This is a genomic window from Deinococcus sp. JMULE3 (assembly GCF_013337115.1).
GTDB lineage: Bacteria > Deinococcota > Deinococci > Deinococcales > Deinococcaceae > Deinococcus.
Map to the genome: position 1 here is coordinate 2,582,233 of NZ_SGWE01000004.1, position 16,596 is coordinate 2,598,828.

A 16,596-nucleotide genomic window follows, 5' to 3' on the forward strand; every position below is an offset into this window, starting at 1 on the left:
CCGGGCAGACTGCGGGGCAGATGGCACGATTCTCGACCCGCAGTCTCAGCAGTGGCCCCGCCGGGCGCGGCACCCGCGTCGCTGGCAAGAAAGTTCTCGTCCTGATCCTCGCCGGGGGGAAGGGCGAGCGGCTGGGCGTCCTGACGCAGGAGCGCGCCAAGCCCGCCCTGACGTTCGGCGGCACGTACCGCCTGATCGACTTCGCGCTGAGCAACTGCATGCACAGCGGCCTGCCGGACGTGTGGGTGCTGGAGGAATACCAGCTGCACACCCTGAACGACCACCTGACGAACGGCCGCCCCTGGGACCTGGACCGCACGTACGGCGGCCTGGAGGTGCTGCCCCCCAGCCCGGACACGCTGACCGGCGCGCTGGAGGACGCCGGGAACGCGGACGCCCTGCATGCCAACCGGCACCTGATCCGCTCGTTCGCGCCGGACGTGCTGGTGGTCCTGTCCGCCGATCACGTGTACACCCTGGACTACACCGAGGTCATCCTCCACCACCTGAAGGTCGGCGCGGCCGTCACGATGGTCACCACCGATCTTCCTGCCGGGGAGGACGCGGGCCGTTTCGGGAACGTGCAGGTCACGAAACGGGGCCGCGTGAAGCGCTTCGCGTACAAGCCCGAACAGCCGCTGGGTGGCCCCATCACCACGGAAGTCTTCGTGTACGACGCGCCCGCGCTGCTGCGCACCCTGGACGACCTGCGCGCCGCCACGCCCGCCGGGAAGGGCCTGGGGGACTTCGGGCACGCGCTGATCCCCTCGTTCGTGAAGGCGAAGACGGCGCACGCGTACGAACTGGACGGCTACTGGCTGGACGTGGGCCTGCCCGGCGCGTATTTCCGCGCGCACCAGGACCTCCTCGCGGGCCGCTCGGTGCGGCTGGACGCGCCCGACTGGCCGGTCCTGAGCAGCAGCATCCCCCGCATGCCCGCCCGGATTGCGCAGGGCGCGCGGGTGGAGGACAGCCTCGTGTCGTACGGCTGCCACGTGCAGGGCCGCGTGATCCGCTCGGTGCTGTCCCCCGGCGTGACCGTGGAGGCCGGGGCGGTCGTCGAGGACGCCGTGATCCTCCGCGACGCGACCATCCGCGCCGGAGCGCACGTGCGCCGCGCCATCGTGGACGAGGAAGCCGTCATCGCCGCCTGCGTGGACGGCGGCCCGGATGGTCTGGCCGTGATCGGCGCGCGCGCCCACATCGCTGCGCCCGTCAAGGGCGACACGCAGGTGGAACCGGGCCGCCGCTGGCGCAAAGGCTCCCGCGAACGCACCGCCCACGAGTAAAGCAGAACCCCCTCCCACCCATCCGGCAGGAGGCGGCAGGGGAGGGGCCGCTCAGTCCGCCCCGCTGGGCGCGTACCCGGACAGCGCCGGGTCCTCCACGCGCCGCAGGGCCGGGTTCAGGAGTTGCAGACCCGCCACGACCGCCAGCGTCAGGCCCGCCGCGACCGCCACGCCGCCCGGCGCGTACCGTGCGGCCAGGAGGCCCGCCAGCGCACTGCTGGCCGGGGACGTGAACTGCGCGATCAGGCGTCGGACACTGAACACCCGGCCCTGCAGCTCGGGCGGCACCTGCGACTGCCAGATGCTCTGCGAGTGCGCGTTCATCGCCGGGAAGGTCAGCCCCATGACGAGCAGGGCCGCCGCCGCGCCCAGCACGGTGCCCGCCGCGCCGAACGCCGCGAACGCCAGCCCCGACACGATCATGGGCACCAGCACGCCCAGCACCCGGTTCCGTTTCAGGCCGCCCCAGGTGCTGATCAGCACCCCCCCCAGCACGCCGCCGACGCTCTGCACGACCGCCAGGGTCGCCAGCGTGCCCTGGAGCGTCCCGCCGCGCGCCTCCCAGTCGCCGTTCAGGCCGAACTTCACGATCAGGGGCTCCAGCACGCCCAGGTTGCTCGTGCACAGGTTCGCCACGGCGAACGTCAGCAGCAGGGCCAGCAGGGGCCGCCGCTGCCCGATGAACACCCACCCGAAGCGCATGTCCGCCAGCAGGCTGCCGCGCGCTTCTCCCTCCCGCCGCACCGGGGATGGCACGCGCAGCCGCGACAGGATCAGGACCGCCACCAGGAACGTCACCGCGTCCACCGCGTACGCGAACGGCACCCCGTCCTGCAGGCCCGAGAGCCACGCCGGACCACTCCCGCTCTGGCGCAGCAGGGCGGGCACGCCGATCAGCAGCGCCGCCGCCGCCGGACCCACCAGCCCCGCCAGACTCCACACCGTCTGCATCATGCCGTTCGCGCGCGGCAGCCGCTCACGCGGCACCAGACTCGTGTAACTCGCGTCGAACGCCGAACCGTGGAACGTAGACACCGCGCCCATCAGGGCCGTGAGGACCACCAGCGCCCACAGCGGCGTCGCCGCCGAACCCACCAGCAGCAGCGTCCCCAGCGTCAGCGCCACGCCCGCCACGTCGCAGGCCAGCATGATCCGCCGCCGGTCATGCCGGTCCGTCCACGCGCCCGCCAGCGGCGCCAGCAGCGTCGCCGTGAGCGCCCACGCCAGCGCGGTCAGCGACAGCGCCGCCGCCAGCTGCGGCTTCTGCTCCGCCAGCGGAAAACGCGTCTGCGTCAGGTAGATGTTGAACGCGAAGCCCGCGATGGCCGACCCGATCACGCTCAGCGCCTGCGACCCCCACAGCCACAGGAACGTCCGCCACCCGTCCGGCGGCGACAGGGACTCGGGGGAAGCAGGGGAGGTCATGCGCCCAGCGTAGGCCCACCCCCACGCGCCGCACATGCGCCAGATGACCTGTCCTACCCTGACCCCATGCTGCGCCTGCACGCCACCCCCACCCCCGACACCGACGCCCTCCTGACCCGTGCCATGGCTCCCGAAACACAGCGCATCCAGGCCGCCCTGCACCGCTACCGCACCGATCCCGACTGGCAGCTGCACACCTGGGAGGTCGCCGGACAGGTCGTCTGCGCCGCCGGGCTGACCACTCAGGGAACACACGCCACCGTTCTTCACATCGGCACGCACCCCGACCACACCGGGCAGGGCCACGCCCGCGCCCTCCTGCACGCCCTGATGGACACCCTGCACCTGCACACCCTGACCGCCGAAACCGACGATGACGCCGCCGACTTCTACCGCCACAGCGGCTTCCACGTCCAGGAAATTCCCAGTCCCTGGGACCGCCGCCGCTACCGCTGCACCCTCACGCGGGAGGCGTGATCAGGCCGAAAGCATGTGCCCGGAGCGGCTCCGGCCAGAGGTGCGGCTGGTCCATCCCGACCTACTTCCGCAGTTTCTTGCGTTCCTGCACGGCGAGTTCGTCCACGCGTTCGTTCTCGCCGTGCCCGGCGTGTCCCTTGACCCACACGAACGTCAGGGCGTGCGTCTTGGCCTGCGCGATGAGTTCCTCCCACAGGTCCTGGTTCTTCACGGGGTCGCCCCCGGCGGTCTTCCAGCCGTTACGCTGCCACCTCAGGATCCAGCCGTCCGTGAAGGCCTTGCGCAGGTACTGGCTGTCGGTCACGACCCGCACCTGGCAGGGCCGTTTGAGGACCTTCAGGCCCTCGAGGAGGCCGCGCAGTTCCATGCGGTTGTTGGTGGTGCCTTCCTCGTTGCCGCTCAGGACGAGTTCCTTGCCCTTGTAATTCAGGATGGTGGCCCAGCCGCCGTGTCCGGCCTGGGTGTCGCACGCGCCGTCGCTGTACAGTTCGACGTTCTCCCCGGTGATGGGCGCGTCTGGCTGGATGCCGGCTTTGATGGGCAGGCGGTCGCGCGCGGCGGCCTGCGCTTTCTGCGCGGCGGATTGGGGGCGGTGCGGGCGCGACATCCTGGGAACTGTAGGGAGGGGCGGCCCGTACTGTCAAGCATGATCCGCTCGCCGTTGACCATTCCCGAACCGGACCGCACGCCCGCGATCGTCACGCACCTGTCGCCGCTGGCGGGGTTCCTGATCCCGACGGTGGGGAACCTGCTGGGGCCGCTGGTGGCGTGGCTGGCGTACCGGGACCGCAGCCGAGCGCTGGACGATCAGGGCAAGGAGGCGCTGAACTTCCAGATCAGCTGGTGGCTGTACTCGCTGGTGGTGGGCGTGCTGGGCTTCGCGCTGTTCAGCCTGGGCCTGCTGGGGGGTGCGGTGGGCGCGGCGGCGGGCGCGCCGGACGTGGGAGCGTTCGCGTTCCTAGGGTCGTTCGGGGCGTTCTTCCTGCTGTTCCTGCCGGTGCTGCTGATCACGAGTCTGGTGCCGTTCGTGTTCATGATCCTGGCGGTGGTGCGGGTCAGTGCGGGGCAGGCGTACCACTATCCCCTCAGCATCCGCTTTCTGAAGTAGGGCGCTGGGTGAAGGGGGAAGGCACCGGGGTATGCTGCTCTGCATGCGGATCATGGCTGTGTTTGCGCACCCGGACGACGAGATCGGGTGCATCGGGACGCTGGCGAAGCACGCGGCGCGCGGGGACGAGGTGCTGCTGGTCTGGACGACGCTGGGTGAACTCGCCAGTCAGTTCGGGGACACCTCGCACGAGGAGGTGACCCGCGTGCGCCGAGAGCATGGCGCGTGGGTCGCCCAGAGGATCGGGGCGCGGTATCACTTCTTCGACATGGGGGACAGCCGCATGACGGGCGGCCGCGCCGAGGCGCTGCAACTGGCGCGGCTGTACGCGCAGTTCCGGCCGAACGCGGTGATCACCTGGAGTGACGATCACCCGCACCCGGATCACCGGATGACGGCGAAGATCGCGTTCGATGCGATCACCCTGGCGCGCATCCCGAAGATCATCAACGAGGCGGGGGGCGCCGCGATGCCGCCCGCGCCGGACCTGAGCGGGGACGCCGCGCCCGAGAGTGGCGAGGACGTGCGCCGCCTGGACGCGTGGCGCGAACCGGTGCGGTTCTACCAGTACTTCGCGCCCGCCAGTCCGTACCCGGAGGTGTTCGTGAACACGGCGGACACCCTGGACGTCGCGGCGGAGGTCATGGGGTTCTATCAGGCGTTCTACAGGTGGCAGTGGACGGCGGAGCAGTACCGGGCGGCGCGGGTGGACCTGGGGCGCCTGGCGGGCGTGGGCGCCGCTGAGCGGTTCAACCTGCGGGTCACGCATCTGCCCGCGCGGGACTACCTGCACTGACCAGCCCGCACTGATCCGCGCTGACTCGCGCGGGGTGGGACGCGCGCCCGGTGGGGAACGCGCTACAGTGTCGGGGCATGTCGGAGTCCATTCACATCAAGCAGACGATCGTGGTCCGTGCCCGCCCGGACGTCCTGTACCGCCTCGCGCTGGAGCCAAAACGCCGCGCGAAATGGGACCCGAACCTCGCCAAGGCCGAGTACGAGGGCGAGGGCGGCCGCCTCGCGAACAACTCGCTCGTGCGCTTCAAGTTCACGCGCCGCCTCCTGGGCCTGAGCTTCACCGCGAAGTACGGGCAGCTGCAGGCCCCGCAGCGCGGCGGCTGGGAAAGCGTCCGGCACGTCGGCCCGCTCGAGAAGCTCACGCAGGGCTGGACATTCAAACCCATGCCCGGCGGGACCGAGGTGACCCTGACCGTGCACGGCAAGGTCCGCTTCAAGTGGGTGCGGGTGCCCGTCGAGCGCGTCCTGCACAACATGGTCGCCACGACCCTGCTGGAACTCCAGCGCACGGTGGACGCCCAGGGCGCGCAGCTCATGGAAGACATGGGCCGCGAACTGGCCGAGAAGCAGAGAGCCGACCAGAAGGCCGCGAAGGAAGCCGCGAAGGCCGCCAAGCGCAAAAAGTAAGGTCGACGCAGATCGCGCTCCGGTTCAGCTGGGGCGCGTTCTGCTTACTCGTCCGGCGTGAGGATCAGCACCGTGCCGTCCTTCGTCCCGAACGCCGTCCAGGGCTCCTCCGCGCGGACGCGGTAGCCCTCGGCGGGGCGCAGGCGCACGAAGTTGCTCAGCGGGAGATCCACGACCGCCTCGCCACTCAGGCAGACCAGCCAGCCGGTCTCTGCCGGGCCACTCAGCGTGCCGGACAGGTGCACGACGCGCACCCGACCGCCGGGCAGCCGCACCCACTCGCCGGGACTGCCCTGCGCCAGCCGCGCCAGATGCAGAGATTGAGGAACGTCAGGTTTCACGGTCACAGTGCCGCACGTCATATCACGCCCCAGAGGCTGTGGGGTAACTGTGCCCGTCCTGCTCATCGGCAGCGACAAGCAACAGGAAGGCTACGAGGTCAGCGTCCGCCGACGCACCCGGGGAGGCCACAAGAAACGTGAAGGCATCGCCTTGGACGGACTCAAGAACAGACTGCTCAGCCGCTCCCAGACGCGCTGCTGAACCGCAACAGCAACGCCCGGTCCATGAAGGCCGGGCGCTGTTCCTGATCAGGGCGTGAACTTCAACGGGGTCAGGTCAACCGGCGCATCGGTCCGGTCCGGCAACGCCACGAGAATGGCCGGGCGGGATGACAGCGGGGCGTTCAACCAGGAGGTGAGGTCATTCAGCAGCGAAAACGAGCCGCGTGATTGCCCGGGAGAACTCAATTGATCTGGCAGGGTGACGGTGTGACCGGATTGAACCGTCAGTGGGGTGTATATGAACATTGGGTTATTCACAGGGTCCTCAGGCGGCCAGAAGCGAACCACCGTCGAACCACGGAGAAGCAAAGCTACCCGGCGAGCGGACGTTTCCACCATGATTTTGTGGGTGGTCTCATTCGCTCTGATGGGTGACTCCCAGATCAACGGTCCGCCTGTCGTGAATGATGCCGCCCAGTTGGCTGGAGGAAGACCCCGGACGGCCTGCGCGAACTGGTGTGCGTGAAGATTGGCGGGCCGCGTGGCATGCCAGGAGGCGGGGATGGGTGTGCCGTCCAGTTCGACGCCAGCCGGGGTGACGGTGATCGGCCACTCGGCGGCACTCATGCACGTCAGGATCTGCGACGGGTGAATGTAGGCTGCCGTGGGGATCTTCGTGAACCACAGGTGGGGCTGGTCGTGGCTGGATGATACCTGTGGGATGGTGCATCCCAGATCGTTCCAACCCAGCGTCGCGTCCGGCCAGCCTGGGTGACTGAGCACCCATACGCTTCCGTTCCGGCGGAACGTGACGCCGTAGTTCATCAGCTTCCTCGTCACGTCGGTGGTGGTCATGTACCCTTCGTTTTTCAGGGTGGACACTGAGGTCGACGTTTCATTCAGGGATAGCCGCCAGGGTTCGGAGAGTAACTCCGGCACGGGCCACAGCAGCATGGTGGCGAGTGCGAGGAGTGCGGCGGCGCTCAGGGCGGGGTGGACGTGCTGCCCTGAGCGCAGGCTGCGGGCGACGGTGGGGGCGGGGCCGAGTTCCTGCAGGGCCTGTTCTCTGGCCTGTTCGGGGCTGAGGCCGGTCAGGGTGAGTTGCCGGGTGCGTTCGGTGAGGTGGTCGAGCAGTTCGGCCTGGGTGGCCTTGCGGGTCTGACCGCGCAGGCCGCGGGTGGCGTTGCGGACGTAGTGTTCTTCAGGGCTCATGCGAACTCCAGGTAGGGGCGCAGGGCGCGGGCGTGGGCGCGTTGTTCTTCGCGTTGGCGGGTGAGTTCATTCAGGCCGGTGGGGGTCAGGTGGTAGTACTTGCGGGGGGGGCCGCCGCTGTCGCTGGGGCGGGTTTCGGCGCGGATCAGGGCGCGTTTTTCCAGGCGGTGCAGGGCGGGGTAGAGGGTGCCTTCCTTGAAGTTGAAGTGGCCGCCGGTGCGCTGCTGGACGTCCTGGATGATCCGCAGTCCGTAGAGGGGGCCGTGTTCGAGGCTGGCGAGCAGCAGGAAGTCCAGCGTGCCGCGCAGCAGGTTGCCGTCCGCACCATTACTTTGCATGGCTACATAGTGGCACAAAGGAGTGGCGGGCGCTGCACACACCCGCCGGGTGAGGTGTGAATCAGCGGAACGCTTTCAGTCGCGCCTCGATCACGCTGGCCGCCGAGGGCTGCGCCGTCGTGATCGCGCGGGCGCGGGCCACCTCACGCGCGTCGCCGTAGTTCGACAGTTTCAGGCCGTTCAGGTACACGGTCGGGGTGCCCTGCACGTTCACCTTCAGGCCTGCCTGCACCTGGGCGTCCACGCTGGCCTTGAACGCCCGCTGACCCACGCAGGTCTTGAATGCCGCTGTATCCAGCCCCGCGGCCTTCGCGTACCCGGCGTACTTCGCGGGGGCGTCCTTCGGGTCCAGTGGGGTCCAGACGCTGAAGTTCGCAAACAGCTGATCCGCGAACGGCCAGAATTTCCCCTGCGCGGCGGCGCACTCGCTGGCCTCTGCCGCGCCCTGCGCGTTGCGGTGGAAGGACAGCGGGAACTCGTAGTGCATCACGCGGTACGTCGCGCTGTCCCTACGCCACGCGGGCATTGCCGTGTCCCACATCTGCTTGCAATACGGGCACTGGAAGTCGCTGAAGATCCGCAGCGTGACGGGCGCCGCAGCGCTGCCGGTCACGGCCTTCGTTGCCGGGAAGGCGCTGTCCGGCCAGATGTTCACGGCGACGTACGCCGCGTACCGCGTGGCGCTGCCCTCGCCCGTGACCTTCAGGGCGATCAGGTCGGTGCCCGCGTCGTCGGTCATATCCACGAACCCCCCGCGCGCTGCAGCCAGCAGTTGCGGGTTGCTGAGGTTGGCTTTCAGTTTCGGCAGGTTCGCCGCGTCCAGCCCCCACCCGGCGCCCACGCCGCGCGCCAGATCGTCCAGCGAGTCCGTCTCGGTCAGGACGCCCACCACGTACCCGCCACTGACGTCCAGCGTGACGGTCGTCGCGCCCTGACGCAGCACCGTGCCGTCGGCGCTCAGGCCCTTCAGGGTGGACTGCGCCAGCGTCTGCGCGGGCGTCTGCAGCAGCTGCGCGCCCGCCGGGGCACTCAGAAGGAGGGCGGCAGACAGGGCCAGGAAGCGGGTGGGGAAGGGGGTGATCATGCGCGGCAGTCTAGAGGCTGCCACGTCACATTCACGCCACACCTGCCCCCCTGTTTACAGACCAGAAAAGCCGTGCTAACATTCCTTCCGCTGGAGAGGAAGACCCACCAGCCGCCCGCAAGGGACAGCAAAAGCCTCACGGCGCTGTAGCCAAGTGGTAAGGCAGAGGTCTGCAAAACCTCCACCACCGGTTCGAGTCCGGTCAGCGCCTCCAAGTACCCCATTTCAGGTCTAGAACCGTAGCTCAGGGGTAGAGCACTACCTTGACACGGTAGGGGTCAGGGGTTCAAATCCCCTCGGTTCTACCAGCAGATCTCCCACTGTCCCCGGACGGCGGGAGATTTCTCTATTCACCCCCCGCCCGGCCGAGGGTCCCCCAGGTGGGGGCGGCAGTGCTGAGGGTGTCTTGTACGGAATCACAGGCTTCTCAAGAACCGCGAACATAACGTGGGACGTGAGCATATGACTGACATTCAACTGTTGTTGTGCGTCCTGATGAGTGCGGCCGTGGTGGCGGCCGTCGGTTTCCTGCGGGGAGCGTCACAGCGTGTTCATTACAGTGAGCGGCGGGCCTTCTGGCGGAATGTCGCGCCGGTCCTGACCCTGTCCGGTCTGGGGATCGCCGTGGCGGCCCTGGTCCTTCAGGGCTGGGTGGCCGACGGGTTCCTGTGGGCCGCCGCCGCACTGGCACTGCTGGGTAGCGCGGCCAGTTACTGGGTGGATCTGGACCCGCAGCGGGTCCTCGCCTGGCGGCGCGTGAGCCGTTGACCGGCGATTGGCTGAACACTGATTCGTTGAAGGCCAGGTCGTTCGATACACAGTCACTGAACATCGTCCAGGATGTCCCTGCCGTTTCCCGGATCGGGACGCTAGACTGAGTCAATGCTGGCACTGCGACTCCTGATCATGCTGCTGGGCCTGCTGCTGGGGCTCGCGGCCGGTCGCGGCCTCGCGGCGGTCCAGCCCGACGACCTCGGCATCGTCAACACCCTGAGCCTGATGTTGGCCGGGATGCTCACGGCGCTGCTGCTCGCGCCGCGCATCGAGCAACTGGTCGTGCAGGCCTCCGCGCGATTCACGCGCTGGTACGTGCGCCTGTCGCCCCGCGCAGTCGCCGCCGCGACCTTCGGGCTGATCGTGGCCCTGCTCGTCAGTGTGCTGCTGAGCAGCCTGTTTCGGACCGTGCCGTTCTACACCTGGGTGTGGAACCTGATCGTCACGGTCACGCTGGGCGTGTTCTTCGTGTCGTTCGCGCTGCGCAACGCCGAGAGCTTCGGGCTGCTGGCGTTCCCGCAGGTGCGCCGTAAGCCCGGCAGCAAGCTGCTCGACAGCAACGTCATCATCGACGGGCGCATCGTCGAGTTGCTGCGCGCCGGATTCCTCGACGGCGAACTCGTCGTCCCGGCGTTCATCCTGCGGGAACTCCAGACCCTCTCCGACCATCACGACGCGCAGAAACGCACGCGCGGCAAACGCGGCCTGGCGGTACTGGAGGACCTGCGCGCCCTGCGGCCCCTGCGGATCGAGGACTGGGACACGGACCTGCCCACCACCGACGACAAACTCATCCGGCTGGCCCGCGAGAGCGGCGCGCGGATCGTCACGAACGACAGCAACCTCGGCAAGATCGCCCGCCTGCACGGCGTGGAGATCCTCAGCATCCACGAGGCTGCCGTCGCCTTGAAACCTCAGGTGCAGGCCGGGGACCAGCTGACCGTCACCATCAGCAAGGGCGGCCAGCAGAAGAACCAGGGCGTCGGGTACCTTGAGGACGGCACCATGGTCGTCGTCGAGGACGCCATCAAATTCCGGGGGAAACCCACCCGCGTGGTCGTCGTGAACAACGTCCAGACGAACGTGGGCCGCATGATCTTCGCGAAACTCGACGGCGAGGAAGGCGCAGCGGAGACCGGGTAGTAAAAGCGGGGTGTAGGCAGTGGGGAGTGGGTCGGTTGCTGTTGCATTCCGTCCACTCCCCACTGCCCGCTTTCTACTGCCCTTACAGGTCGAAGCGTTGCACGCTGCTGCCCGCCACGCTCTTGGTGACGAGCAGGCGGCTGGGAAGGCGTTCGCTGAGGCTCTCGACGTGCGTGACGACGCCCACCATGCGGCCCTGCGTGCGCAGGTTCTCCAGGGCGTTCGCGACGGCCTCCAGCGCCTGCGGGTCGAGCGTGCCGAAGCCCTCGTCGAGGAACAGCGCGCCCAGCACACGGTTCCCCGCGAGGTAGTCGCTCAGCGCGATCGCCAGGGAGAGGGAGGCGAGGAACGTCTCGCCGCCGGACAGGGTCTTCACGCCGCGGACCTCCCCGGCGTTCCAGAGGTCCTGCACGACGTACTCACCGTCCTGCAGCGCCAGGCGGTAACGGCCGTCGCTGATCTCATGCAGGAGGATGCCCGCGCGGGTCAGGAGTTGCGCCTCGATCTCCGCGAGGAGGAACTGCTGGAACTCGTTCGCTTTCAGGCTGTTCGTGAGGGTCTGCCAGGTGTCCAGCGCGCGCGACGCGGCCTGCGCGCGGGCGTGGATGTCCGCCTTGCGCTCCAGGCGCTCACGCAGCTGCCGTTCCTGCTCGGCGAGGCGCCCGGCCTGCTCGCGCGCGGCGGTCAGGGCGGCGTCGGTGGCGGTCAGGTCCCGCGTGACCTGCGCGAGGTGCGCCGGGTCGAACGGGGCGGTGCCCAGCTGCCGGTCCAGGTCGGCCAGCGCCGAGCGGAGCTGCGCCACGTCCGCCTCGTGGGTGCGGGCGGCCGTCTCCAGCGCGGCGATGTCGTTCTCGGGCAGGGCGGCGGCGCGGGCCTGCCCGGCGTCCAGGTTCAGGTCGCGCAGGGCGGCGTCCAGGCTGGCGTGCGCGTCCTGCGCTTCCTGCGCGCGGCGTTCAGCGTTGGCCTGCACGCCCCGCAGGGTCGCCCCGGCGGCGGCGAGGTCGCCCTGCGCGCGGGCCAGGGTGGCCTGGGCGTCCTGCACGCGGGTTCGCAGGGCCGTGATCTCAGCCAGGGCCGCCTGCCGCGCGCGGGCCGGATCGGGTCCAGCGGCGCGGACGCGGGCGGCCAGTCCGGCCAGCAGCCGGGCCATGTCCGACTGCGGGTCCCCCGTCACCAATCCTTCGGCGGCGCGCAGGTCGGTCTCGCGGGCGGTCAGTTGCTCGTCCCAGTTGCGGTACTCGGCGCGTTTCTCGTCCAGCCAGGCCTGCCGGGCCTTCAGCGCGGCGCGCAGGTCCGTGAAGCGCGTGCGCCGCTCGTCCAGCGTGCGGGTCAGGGCCTCCACCTGCGCCTGCTGCGCGCCCAGATCGGCACGTGGCGCGTCCGGCAGCACCGTCACGGTCTGCCCGCACAGGGGGCAGTCGTCCCCGACGTGCAGGTGCGCGCGGTACGACGCCAGACCAGCCTCCAGCCGCGCGGCGTCCAGCGCGGCCTGCGCGGCCTCCAGCGCCGCCTTCGCGTCGGTCCCCTCGCGCTTCACGCGCTCCTGCTCGGCCGTCTCCTGCGCCTGCGTGCGTTCCTCACTGGCGAAACGGTCCAGCGCGGCCTTCAGGCTGACCCGTTCGGTCTGCACGAGCACCCGCTCCTGCCGGGCCTTCTCGGCACGCTGCGCGCCCTCACGGGCGGCGAGGAACGCGTCCTCGTCCCAGGGGAGGGGCTGGGCGTGCGTGGCGTCCGGCTTGCCGCCCGCGCGGCGCAGTCTCGCCACGTCATTCTCGGCGTCGCGCAGCGCCTCGGCGCGGGCCTCCAGGTCGGGAATGCGGGCCTCGGCGGCCTGCGCGGCCTCCAGGGTCGCGGCGGCCCCCTGCGCGGCCTGTTCCGCCGCGCCCGCGGCGGCCTGCGCGCCCCTCAGCTCGCCCGCCTCACGCGCCGCGGCGATCCGCGCCCGCTCGGCGGCGTCCAGCAGCGGCAGCACACCCGCCACCCGCCGTGCCCGCGCCGCCCGCGCCGCGCCCTCCTGCACGCCCTGCGCGCGGCCCTCCAGCGACGTCAGCCGCCGCGCGGTGTCCTCACGCGCCTTCCAGACCCGCTCCTGCTCCCGCAGGCGCAACTGCTGCCCGGTCAGGCGTTCACGCTCGTCGGTCAGGCGTTCGGCGTCCGCGTCCGTCCGCTCCCGTTCCACCCGCAGGCCCGCCAGCGCCTCGGGCGTCACGCCCGCGTACTCGCCCTCCAGCACGGCGTTCAGGCTCCCGGCCTCGTGCTTGAGTTCCTTCGCCCGGTCGGACGCGACGCGCTGCATGGCCGCCACGTGATCCAGCCCCGTCAGCTCGCCCAGCAGCGCCTGCCGTTCCTTCCCGGTGCCGTGCAGCACCCGTGAGAACTCCCCCTGCGGGAGCATCACGCTGCGCGCGAAATTCCGGAAGTCCAGCCCCAGCACCCGCCGGATCCGCTCGTTGATGACCTTCATCCCACCGTCGGACAGGTTCGTCCAGCGGCCATCGTCATCCAGCCGCTCGAAGCGCACCTCGTTCTCCGCCTGCCGCCTCCCCTTCGTGCGCGACGCGCGGTACGTCACGCCGCCCACCTCGAACGTCAGCGCCGCCGACAGGCCACGCTCGCCCTGCGAGATCAGCGCGTCCAGCCCCGACGCGCCCAGCCGCGCCGTCTGCCCGTACAGCGCGAACGTCATCGCGTCCAGCAGGCTGCTCTTGCCACTCCCGGTCGGGCCCACCAGCGCGAACAACTCCAGATCCCCGAAATCCAGACTCGTGAACTGCCGGAACGCCGTGAAGCCCTGAATGTCCAGTTTGATGGGCCTCATGCGTGTTCCTCGGTGCGGGCGAGTTCGTCGGCTTCCTGGAACGCGGCGCGGAGGTCGTCGGGGAGGTCGCCGCGTTTCTCGCGGTGGTAGCGTTCGTAGAGTTCCATGAGGCTCAGGCCCTCCCGTTTCAGTTCAGGCAGGGCGAGGTCCTCCTGCACGGCGTCGAGGTCCACCGCGAGGGTGTTCGGCGCGAGGTTCAGCACGCGGTCCTTCAGGCCCGGCAGGGCGGTCCCGGCGGGGGCGCGCACGACGATCTTCAGCAGCCCGCCGAAGCCCTGGAGCTGCGTGAGGCGGCTCTCGACGTGCTCGAGGTCCACGCGCAGGGTGCGGAGTTCGCGGCCGCTGGCGAGCGGCAGGGCGTGGACGCGGGCGGGCCGTCCGGCTTCCACCTCGATCAGGTTCACCTGTTTCTTCTCGCCCGCCTCGCCGAAGTCGAGCTGGATGACGCTGCCGGGGTAGTACGCGGGGGGCGCATCGGACACCTGCTGCGGCTTGTGCACGTGCCCGAGCGCCACGTACTGCGCGCCGGGCGGGAGTTGCAGCCCGGAGAGGGTGTAGCTGTTCGTCAGGTCGAACTGCATGGTGCGCTCGCTGCCGCTGGGCACCGCGCCGTCCATGGTCGCGTGGGCCATGAGCATGTTCACGCTGCTGCCCGTGAAGCCCTCGCCGAGGCGGCGCAGGAAGAAGCCCATGCCCTCGCGGTACCGCTGCCGCCACGCGCCCGTGTCGCCGCCCAGCAGGTCGGCGGCCTTCACGAGTCGCCGTTCGGACAGGTACGGCAGCGCGCCCACGACCAGCCGCTCGCCGCCGCGCGTTTCGATGGTGCGGATCATGTCGGCCGGGTTCGCGGTGGGCTGCGCGACGACCTGCACGCCCACCCAGCCCAGCAGCCCGGTCACGGACGCGAGCCGGGCGGCGCTGTCGTGGTTCCCGGCGATCACGACACTGGGGACGCCCTGGTCGCGCAGGCGCAGGAAGAAGTCGAACACGGCGTGCTCGGCTTCCGCGCTGGGGTTGGCGGTGTCGAAGAGGTCGCCACTCACCAGCACCACGTCGGCCCGTTCGGTGCGGGCCAGCGCGGCGATCTCGGTCAGGGCGTCGTGTACCTCGGGCGTGCGGTCGAAGCCGCGCAGGGAACGTCCCGCGTGAAAATCAGCGGTGTGAAGTACGCGCATAACGGAAAAAATAGCACGGAGGCCAAGGGTGTCCCGGAAGAATGGCCGCCCGCCGCCGCACAGGGGAGAGGGGGAGGTGCAAGCGGGTGAATATGCACGACTGCATATGCATCAGGGTTGCTATGTGCAAAGCCAGCTCGCCGGAATGCTGGCGAAAGGTGTGCGCCGACCGCCTCCCGCGGCCACATCTGCAAATAAAAAGAATACCCACTTATAAGCATTCAAAGGGTCATTTATCATGTTGAAAACGCTGACTTACTGAAAAGATGAGCCCATGTACAGCAGTGACCTCGACCTCATCACGAAAAGCCGCCTGACGGCCACAGGGGACGTGGCCCTCGCCCAGCGCGCGGCCCGCCGCCTGCCCCGCTGGCTGCGCCGCCTCACCCGCCGCTGAAGCCACCGTCCGTTCCCCTGCTCCTCCGCGCGCCCCCTGGTTCGCGGAGGAGTCTCCAGTTCAGGCTGATCGACATGACCACCTCCGTCCCAGTCGCTCCTTTCTGCTGGGGTCACGGTGCAGCGCCCAGAGCACCCTGGGGACCGTACTGGCTGGGATCGCCACCAGTTTCCTCCTGCTGCGCCAGACCGGCAGCACCGGGAAAAGGTGCGCATCATCAGGGCCTACGGACCGTCTGTCACGCTCCGCAGTGAAGCAAGCCGCCCGCGTGCAACGCTCACGAAACGCCCACCCGCGCACCCTGGGATCAGCCGGGCATGACCGGCACCCAGGAGGCCCCCCCATGACTGCACGCACCGCTGCCCTGCCGACCCTTGCCATCCTGACCGCGCTGCTCACCGCCTGCGGCGGCGGCTCGGCCCCCCAGCCCACCTACACCCTGAGCGTGAACGTCCCCGCCAACCTGAAAGTCGGGGAGACCACCCAGCTCACGTACACCGTCAGGAACGCGCAGGGCGACACCGTCACCGGTCAGTCCGTCACCTGGACGAGCAGCGATCCGCAGATGGTCAGCGTGAACGCCGCGGGGCAGGCCACCGCCCGGCACCTGAGCCTGTCGCGCAAGAAGGTCACCCTGACCGCGAAACTCGCCAGTGGAGCCAGCGACAGCGCCGACCTGAACACGTACGGGATCGACGTGACGCTCGGCGTGCACCGCGACTTCCTGGGCGGCGTCGACCGCGTCCGCCTGGCGGCCAGTGCCATCCGCTTCCAGCGCATCGACGGGACCGGGGTGGCCGCGAACACCAGCTGCACCTACACCGTGCCCGCCGGGGCGGTCGTCCCGCCGGTCTGCGTCGTGCCGGCGACCCTGCCCACCACGTCCGGGTTCGGCTACCACCCCGGCGCGAGCATGGTGCCCGGCACGTACAGCGTGACCCTCAGCCTGGACGGACAGACGTACACCAGGAGCCAGTCCCTCGACCCGGCGAACGCCCTGCCGTTCGTGCAGAACCTGAAGGTCACCGCGGGCGGCACCACGCTGGGCGCGACCGGCACCACGGACGGGTCCGTGAAACTCGCCGACGTGTACATCTACACCGACGCGAACACCTCCTACTCGACCAACCGCCTGGCAGCCAGCGGCAACCTGAACGTCAGCGGACCCATCCGCGAGGCCGGGTCCATCGCGCCCGGCAAATACCACACGATCGTCAGCACATACGCCACGCTGCCCCCCAACCAGCAGGACGTGCTGCCGGACACCATGTCCTTCACGGACACGTACGGCCCCGACATCGTCGTCCCCTGAGCCCGATGGTACCGACATCGTCGTGCCCTGAGCCCGATGGTACCGACATCGTCGTGCCCTGAGCCACCCGGCGGGGCGGGCGGATTCCGTCACAGGCGGACTGCCCGCCCCGCGCT

General features: G+C 69.6%; 18 protein-coding genes and 2 tRNA genes. 12 read left to right on the forward strand and 8 right to left on the reverse strand.

What is annotated here, in order from left to right:
- Window positions 1-20 precede the first annotated feature (20 nt).
- Complete coding sequence (locus EXW95_RS15335; protein ID WP_174368168.1) at window positions 21-1,289, forward strand: glucose-1-phosphate adenylyltransferase family protein; 1,269 nt, start codon at window positions 21-23, stop codon at window positions 1,287-1,289.
- Window positions 1,290-1,340: 51 nt separating this feature from the next.
- Here EXW95_RS15335 and EXW95_RS15340 read toward each other — a convergent pair whose 3' ends face one another.
- Window positions 1,341-2,714, reverse strand: coding sequence for an MFS transporter (locus tag EXW95_RS15340; RefSeq protein ID WP_174368169.1), 1,374 nt, complete (start codon window positions 2,712-2,714; stop codon window positions 1,341-1,343).
- Window positions 2,715-2,780: 66 nt separating this feature from the next.
- On the opposite strand from EXW95_RS15340, the gene EXW95_RS15345 reads away from it, so the two are divergent.
- Window positions 2,781-3,191, forward strand: coding sequence for a GNAT family N-acetyltransferase (locus tag EXW95_RS15345; RefSeq protein ID WP_174368170.1), 411 nt, complete (start codon window positions 2,781-2,783; stop codon window positions 3,189-3,191).
- A 61-nt stretch (window positions 3,192-3,252) separates the two neighbouring features.
- Here EXW95_RS15345 and rnhA read toward each other — a convergent pair whose 3' ends face one another.
- On the reverse strand, window positions 3,253-3,798 hold the full coding sequence (gene rnhA, locus EXW95_RS15350) for a ribonuclease HI (protein ID WP_174368171.1): 546 nt from the start codon (window positions 3,796-3,798) through the stop codon (window positions 3,253-3,255).
- 39 nt (window positions 3,799-3,837) lie between these two features.
- Between rnhA and EXW95_RS15355 the strand changes: the two genes are divergently transcribed.
- The 3 genes from EXW95_RS15355 (at window position 3,838) to EXW95_RS15365 (ending at window position 5,724) form a co-directional block, all read left to right on the forward strand.
- Complete coding sequence (locus EXW95_RS15355) at window positions 3,838-4,299, forward strand: DUF4870 domain-containing protein (protein ID WP_174368172.1); 462 nt, start codon at window positions 3,838-3,840, stop codon at window positions 4,297-4,299.
- Window positions 4,300-4,342: 43 nt separating this feature from the next.
- Window positions 4,343-5,095: a PIG-L deacetylase family protein gene (locus EXW95_RS15360; RefSeq protein ID WP_174368173.1), complete on the forward strand. Its 753-nt coding sequence runs from the start codon at window positions 4,343-4,345 to the stop codon at window positions 5,093-5,095.
- A 77-nt stretch (window positions 5,096-5,172) separates the two neighbouring features.
- A complete protein-coding gene (locus EXW95_RS15365) occupies window positions 5,173-5,724 on the forward strand; it encodes an SRPBCC family protein (protein WP_174368174.1) in 552 nt (183 codons plus the stop codon).
- Window positions 5,725-5,768: 44 nt separating this feature from the next.
- Here the strand turns inward: EXW95_RS15365 and EXW95_RS15370 are convergent, their stop codons facing one another.
- Complete coding sequence (locus tag EXW95_RS15370) at window positions 5,769-6,071, reverse strand: hypothetical protein (protein ID WP_371810100.1); 303 nt, start codon at window positions 6,069-6,071, stop codon at window positions 5,769-5,771.
- Window positions 6,072-6,114: 43 nt separating this feature from the next.
- Here EXW95_RS15370 and EXW95_RS15375 point away from each other — a divergent pair, with 43 nt between their 5' ends.
- The gene (locus EXW95_RS15375; RefSeq protein ID WP_174368176.1) at window positions 6,115-6,267 is read left to right on the forward strand and encodes a hypothetical protein; all 153 of its coding nucleotides are present in this window, start codon (window positions 6,115-6,117) and stop codon (window positions 6,265-6,267) included.
- Between the two features lie 47 nt (window positions 6,268-6,314).
- On the opposite strand, the gene EXW95_RS15380 is transcribed toward EXW95_RS15375, so the two are convergent.
- From EXW95_RS15380 to EXW95_RS15390, 3 genes are all read right to left on the reverse strand, one after another.
- Window positions 6,315-7,439, reverse strand: coding sequence for a permease prefix domain 1-containing protein (locus tag EXW95_RS15380; RefSeq protein ID WP_174368177.1), 1,125 nt, complete (start codon window positions 7,437-7,439; stop codon window positions 6,315-6,317).
- A complete protein-coding gene (locus EXW95_RS15385; protein ID WP_174368178.1) occupies window positions 7,436-7,777 on the reverse strand; it encodes a PadR family transcriptional regulator in 342 nt (113 codons plus the stop codon). Before EXW95_RS15385 ends, EXW95_RS15380 begins: the two co-directional genes overlap by 4 nt.
- A gap of 61 nt (window positions 7,778-7,838) precedes the next feature.
- Complete coding sequence (locus tag EXW95_RS15390; protein ID WP_254605653.1) at window positions 7,839-8,861, reverse strand: DsbA family protein; 1,023 nt, start codon at window positions 8,859-8,861, stop codon at window positions 7,839-7,841.
- Window positions 8,862-9,001: 140 nt separating this feature from the next.
- Here EXW95_RS15390 and EXW95_RS15395 point away from each other — a divergent pair.
- The 4 genes from EXW95_RS15395 to EXW95_RS15410 all read left to right on the forward strand — a co-directional run bounded on the left by EXW95_RS15395 (window position 9,002) and on the right by EXW95_RS15410 (window position 10,778).
- Window positions 9,002-9,075: transfer RNA gene (locus EXW95_RS15395), tRNA-Cys, on the forward strand.
- A gap of 19 nt (window positions 9,076-9,094) precedes the next feature.
- A tRNA-Val gene (locus tag EXW95_RS15400) sits at window positions 9,095-9,169 on the forward strand.
- A 154-nt stretch (window positions 9,170-9,323) separates the two neighbouring features.
- Window positions 9,324-9,629 carry a hypothetical protein gene (locus EXW95_RS15405; protein WP_174368179.1) on the forward strand — a complete coding sequence of 102 codons (306 nt, stop codon included), beginning with the start codon at window positions 9,324-9,326 and terminating at the stop codon, window positions 9,627-9,629.
- Between the two features lie 114 nt (window positions 9,630-9,743).
- Window positions 9,744-10,778 carry a PIN/TRAM domain-containing protein gene (locus tag EXW95_RS15410; RefSeq protein WP_174368180.1) on the forward strand — a complete coding sequence of 345 codons (1,035 nt, stop codon included), beginning with the start codon at window positions 9,744-9,746 and terminating at the stop codon, window positions 10,776-10,778.
- Window positions 10,779-10,860: 82 nt separating this feature from the next.
- Here the strand turns inward: EXW95_RS15410 and EXW95_RS15415 are convergent, their stop codons facing one another.
- Window positions 10,861-13,596 carry an AAA family ATPase gene (locus EXW95_RS15415; protein WP_174368181.1) on the reverse strand — a complete coding sequence of 912 codons (2,736 nt, stop codon included), beginning with the start codon at window positions 13,594-13,596 and terminating at the stop codon, window positions 10,861-10,863.
- Window positions 13,593-14,771 carry an exonuclease SbcCD subunit D gene (locus tag EXW95_RS15420; RefSeq protein ID WP_174368182.1) on the reverse strand — a complete coding sequence of 393 codons (1,179 nt, stop codon included), beginning with the start codon at window positions 14,769-14,771 and terminating at the stop codon, window positions 13,593-13,595. The genes EXW95_RS15415 and EXW95_RS15420 overlap by 4 nt, the downstream gene beginning before the upstream one ends.
- Window positions 14,772-15,045: 274 nt before the next feature.
- On the opposite strand from EXW95_RS15420, the gene EXW95_RS21085 reads away from it, so the two are divergent.
- Window positions 15,046-15,168 (forward strand): hypothetical protein, encoded by a 123-nt coding sequence (locus tag EXW95_RS21085; RefSeq protein WP_256435016.1) that lies wholly within the window; start codon window positions 15,046-15,048, stop codon window positions 15,166-15,168.
- Window positions 15,169-15,511: 343 nt separating this feature from the next.
- A complete protein-coding gene (locus EXW95_RS15425) occupies window positions 15,512-16,480 on the forward strand; it encodes an Ig-like domain-containing protein (protein WP_174368183.1) in 969 nt (322 codons plus the stop codon).
- Window positions 16,481-16,596 lie beyond the last annotated feature (116 nt).

Coding starts and splice junctions, on each gene's coding strand:
- EXW95_RS15335 (WP_174368168.1), top strand. CDS start 21: ATGGCACGATTCTCGACCCGCAGTCTCAGCAGTGGCCCCGCCGGGCGC.
- EXW95_RS15340 (WP_174368169.1), bottom strand. CDS start 2,714: ATGACCTCCCCTGCTTCCCCCGAGTCCCTGTCGCCGCCGGACGGGTGG.
- EXW95_RS15345 (WP_174368170.1), top strand. CDS start 2,781: ATGCTGCGCCTGCACGCCACCCCCACCCCCGACACCGACGCCCTCCTG.
- rnhA (WP_174368171.1), bottom strand. CDS start 3,798: ATGTCGCGCCCGCACCGCCCCCAATCCGCCGCGCAGAAAGCGCAGGCC.
- EXW95_RS15355 (WP_174368172.1), top strand. CDS start 3,838: ATGATCCGCTCGCCGTTGACCATTCCCGAACCGGACCGCACGCCCGCG.
- EXW95_RS15360 (WP_174368173.1), top strand. CDS start 4,343: ATGCGGATCATGGCTGTGTTTGCGCACCCGGACGACGAGATCGGGTGC.
- EXW95_RS15365 (WP_174368174.1), top strand. CDS start 5,173: ATGTCGGAGTCCATTCACATCAAGCAGACGATCGTGGTCCGTGCCCGC.
- EXW95_RS15380 (WP_174368177.1), bottom strand. CDS start 7,439: ATGAGCCCTGAAGAACACTACGTCCGCAACGCCACCCGCGGCCTGCGC.
- EXW95_RS15385 (WP_174368178.1), bottom strand. CDS start 7,777: ATGCAAAGTAATGGTGCGGACGGCAACCTGCTGCGCGGCACGCTGGAC.
- EXW95_RS15390 (WP_254605653.1), bottom strand. CDS start 8,861: ATGATCACCCCCTTCCCCACCCGCTTCCTGGCCCTGTCTGCCGCCCTC.
- EXW95_RS15405 (WP_174368179.1), top strand. CDS start 9,324: ATGACTGACATTCAACTGTTGTTGTGCGTCCTGATGAGTGCGGCCGTG.
- EXW95_RS15410 (WP_174368180.1), top strand. CDS start 9,744: ATGCTGGCACTGCGACTCCTGATCATGCTGCTGGGCCTGCTGCTGGGG.
- EXW95_RS15415 (WP_174368181.1), bottom strand. CDS start 13,596: ATGAGGCCCATCAAACTGGACATTCAGGGCTTCACGGCGTTCCGGCAG.
- EXW95_RS15420 (WP_174368182.1), bottom strand. CDS start 14,771: ATGCGCGTACTTCACACCGCTGATTTTCACGCGGGACGTTCCCTGCGC.
- EXW95_RS21085 (WP_256435016.1), top strand. CDS start 15,046: ATGTACAGCAGTGACCTCGACCTCATCACGAAAAGCCGCCTGACGGCC.
- EXW95_RS15425 (WP_174368183.1), top strand. CDS start 15,512: ATGACTGCACGCACCGCTGCCCTGCCGACCCTTGCCATCCTGACCGCG.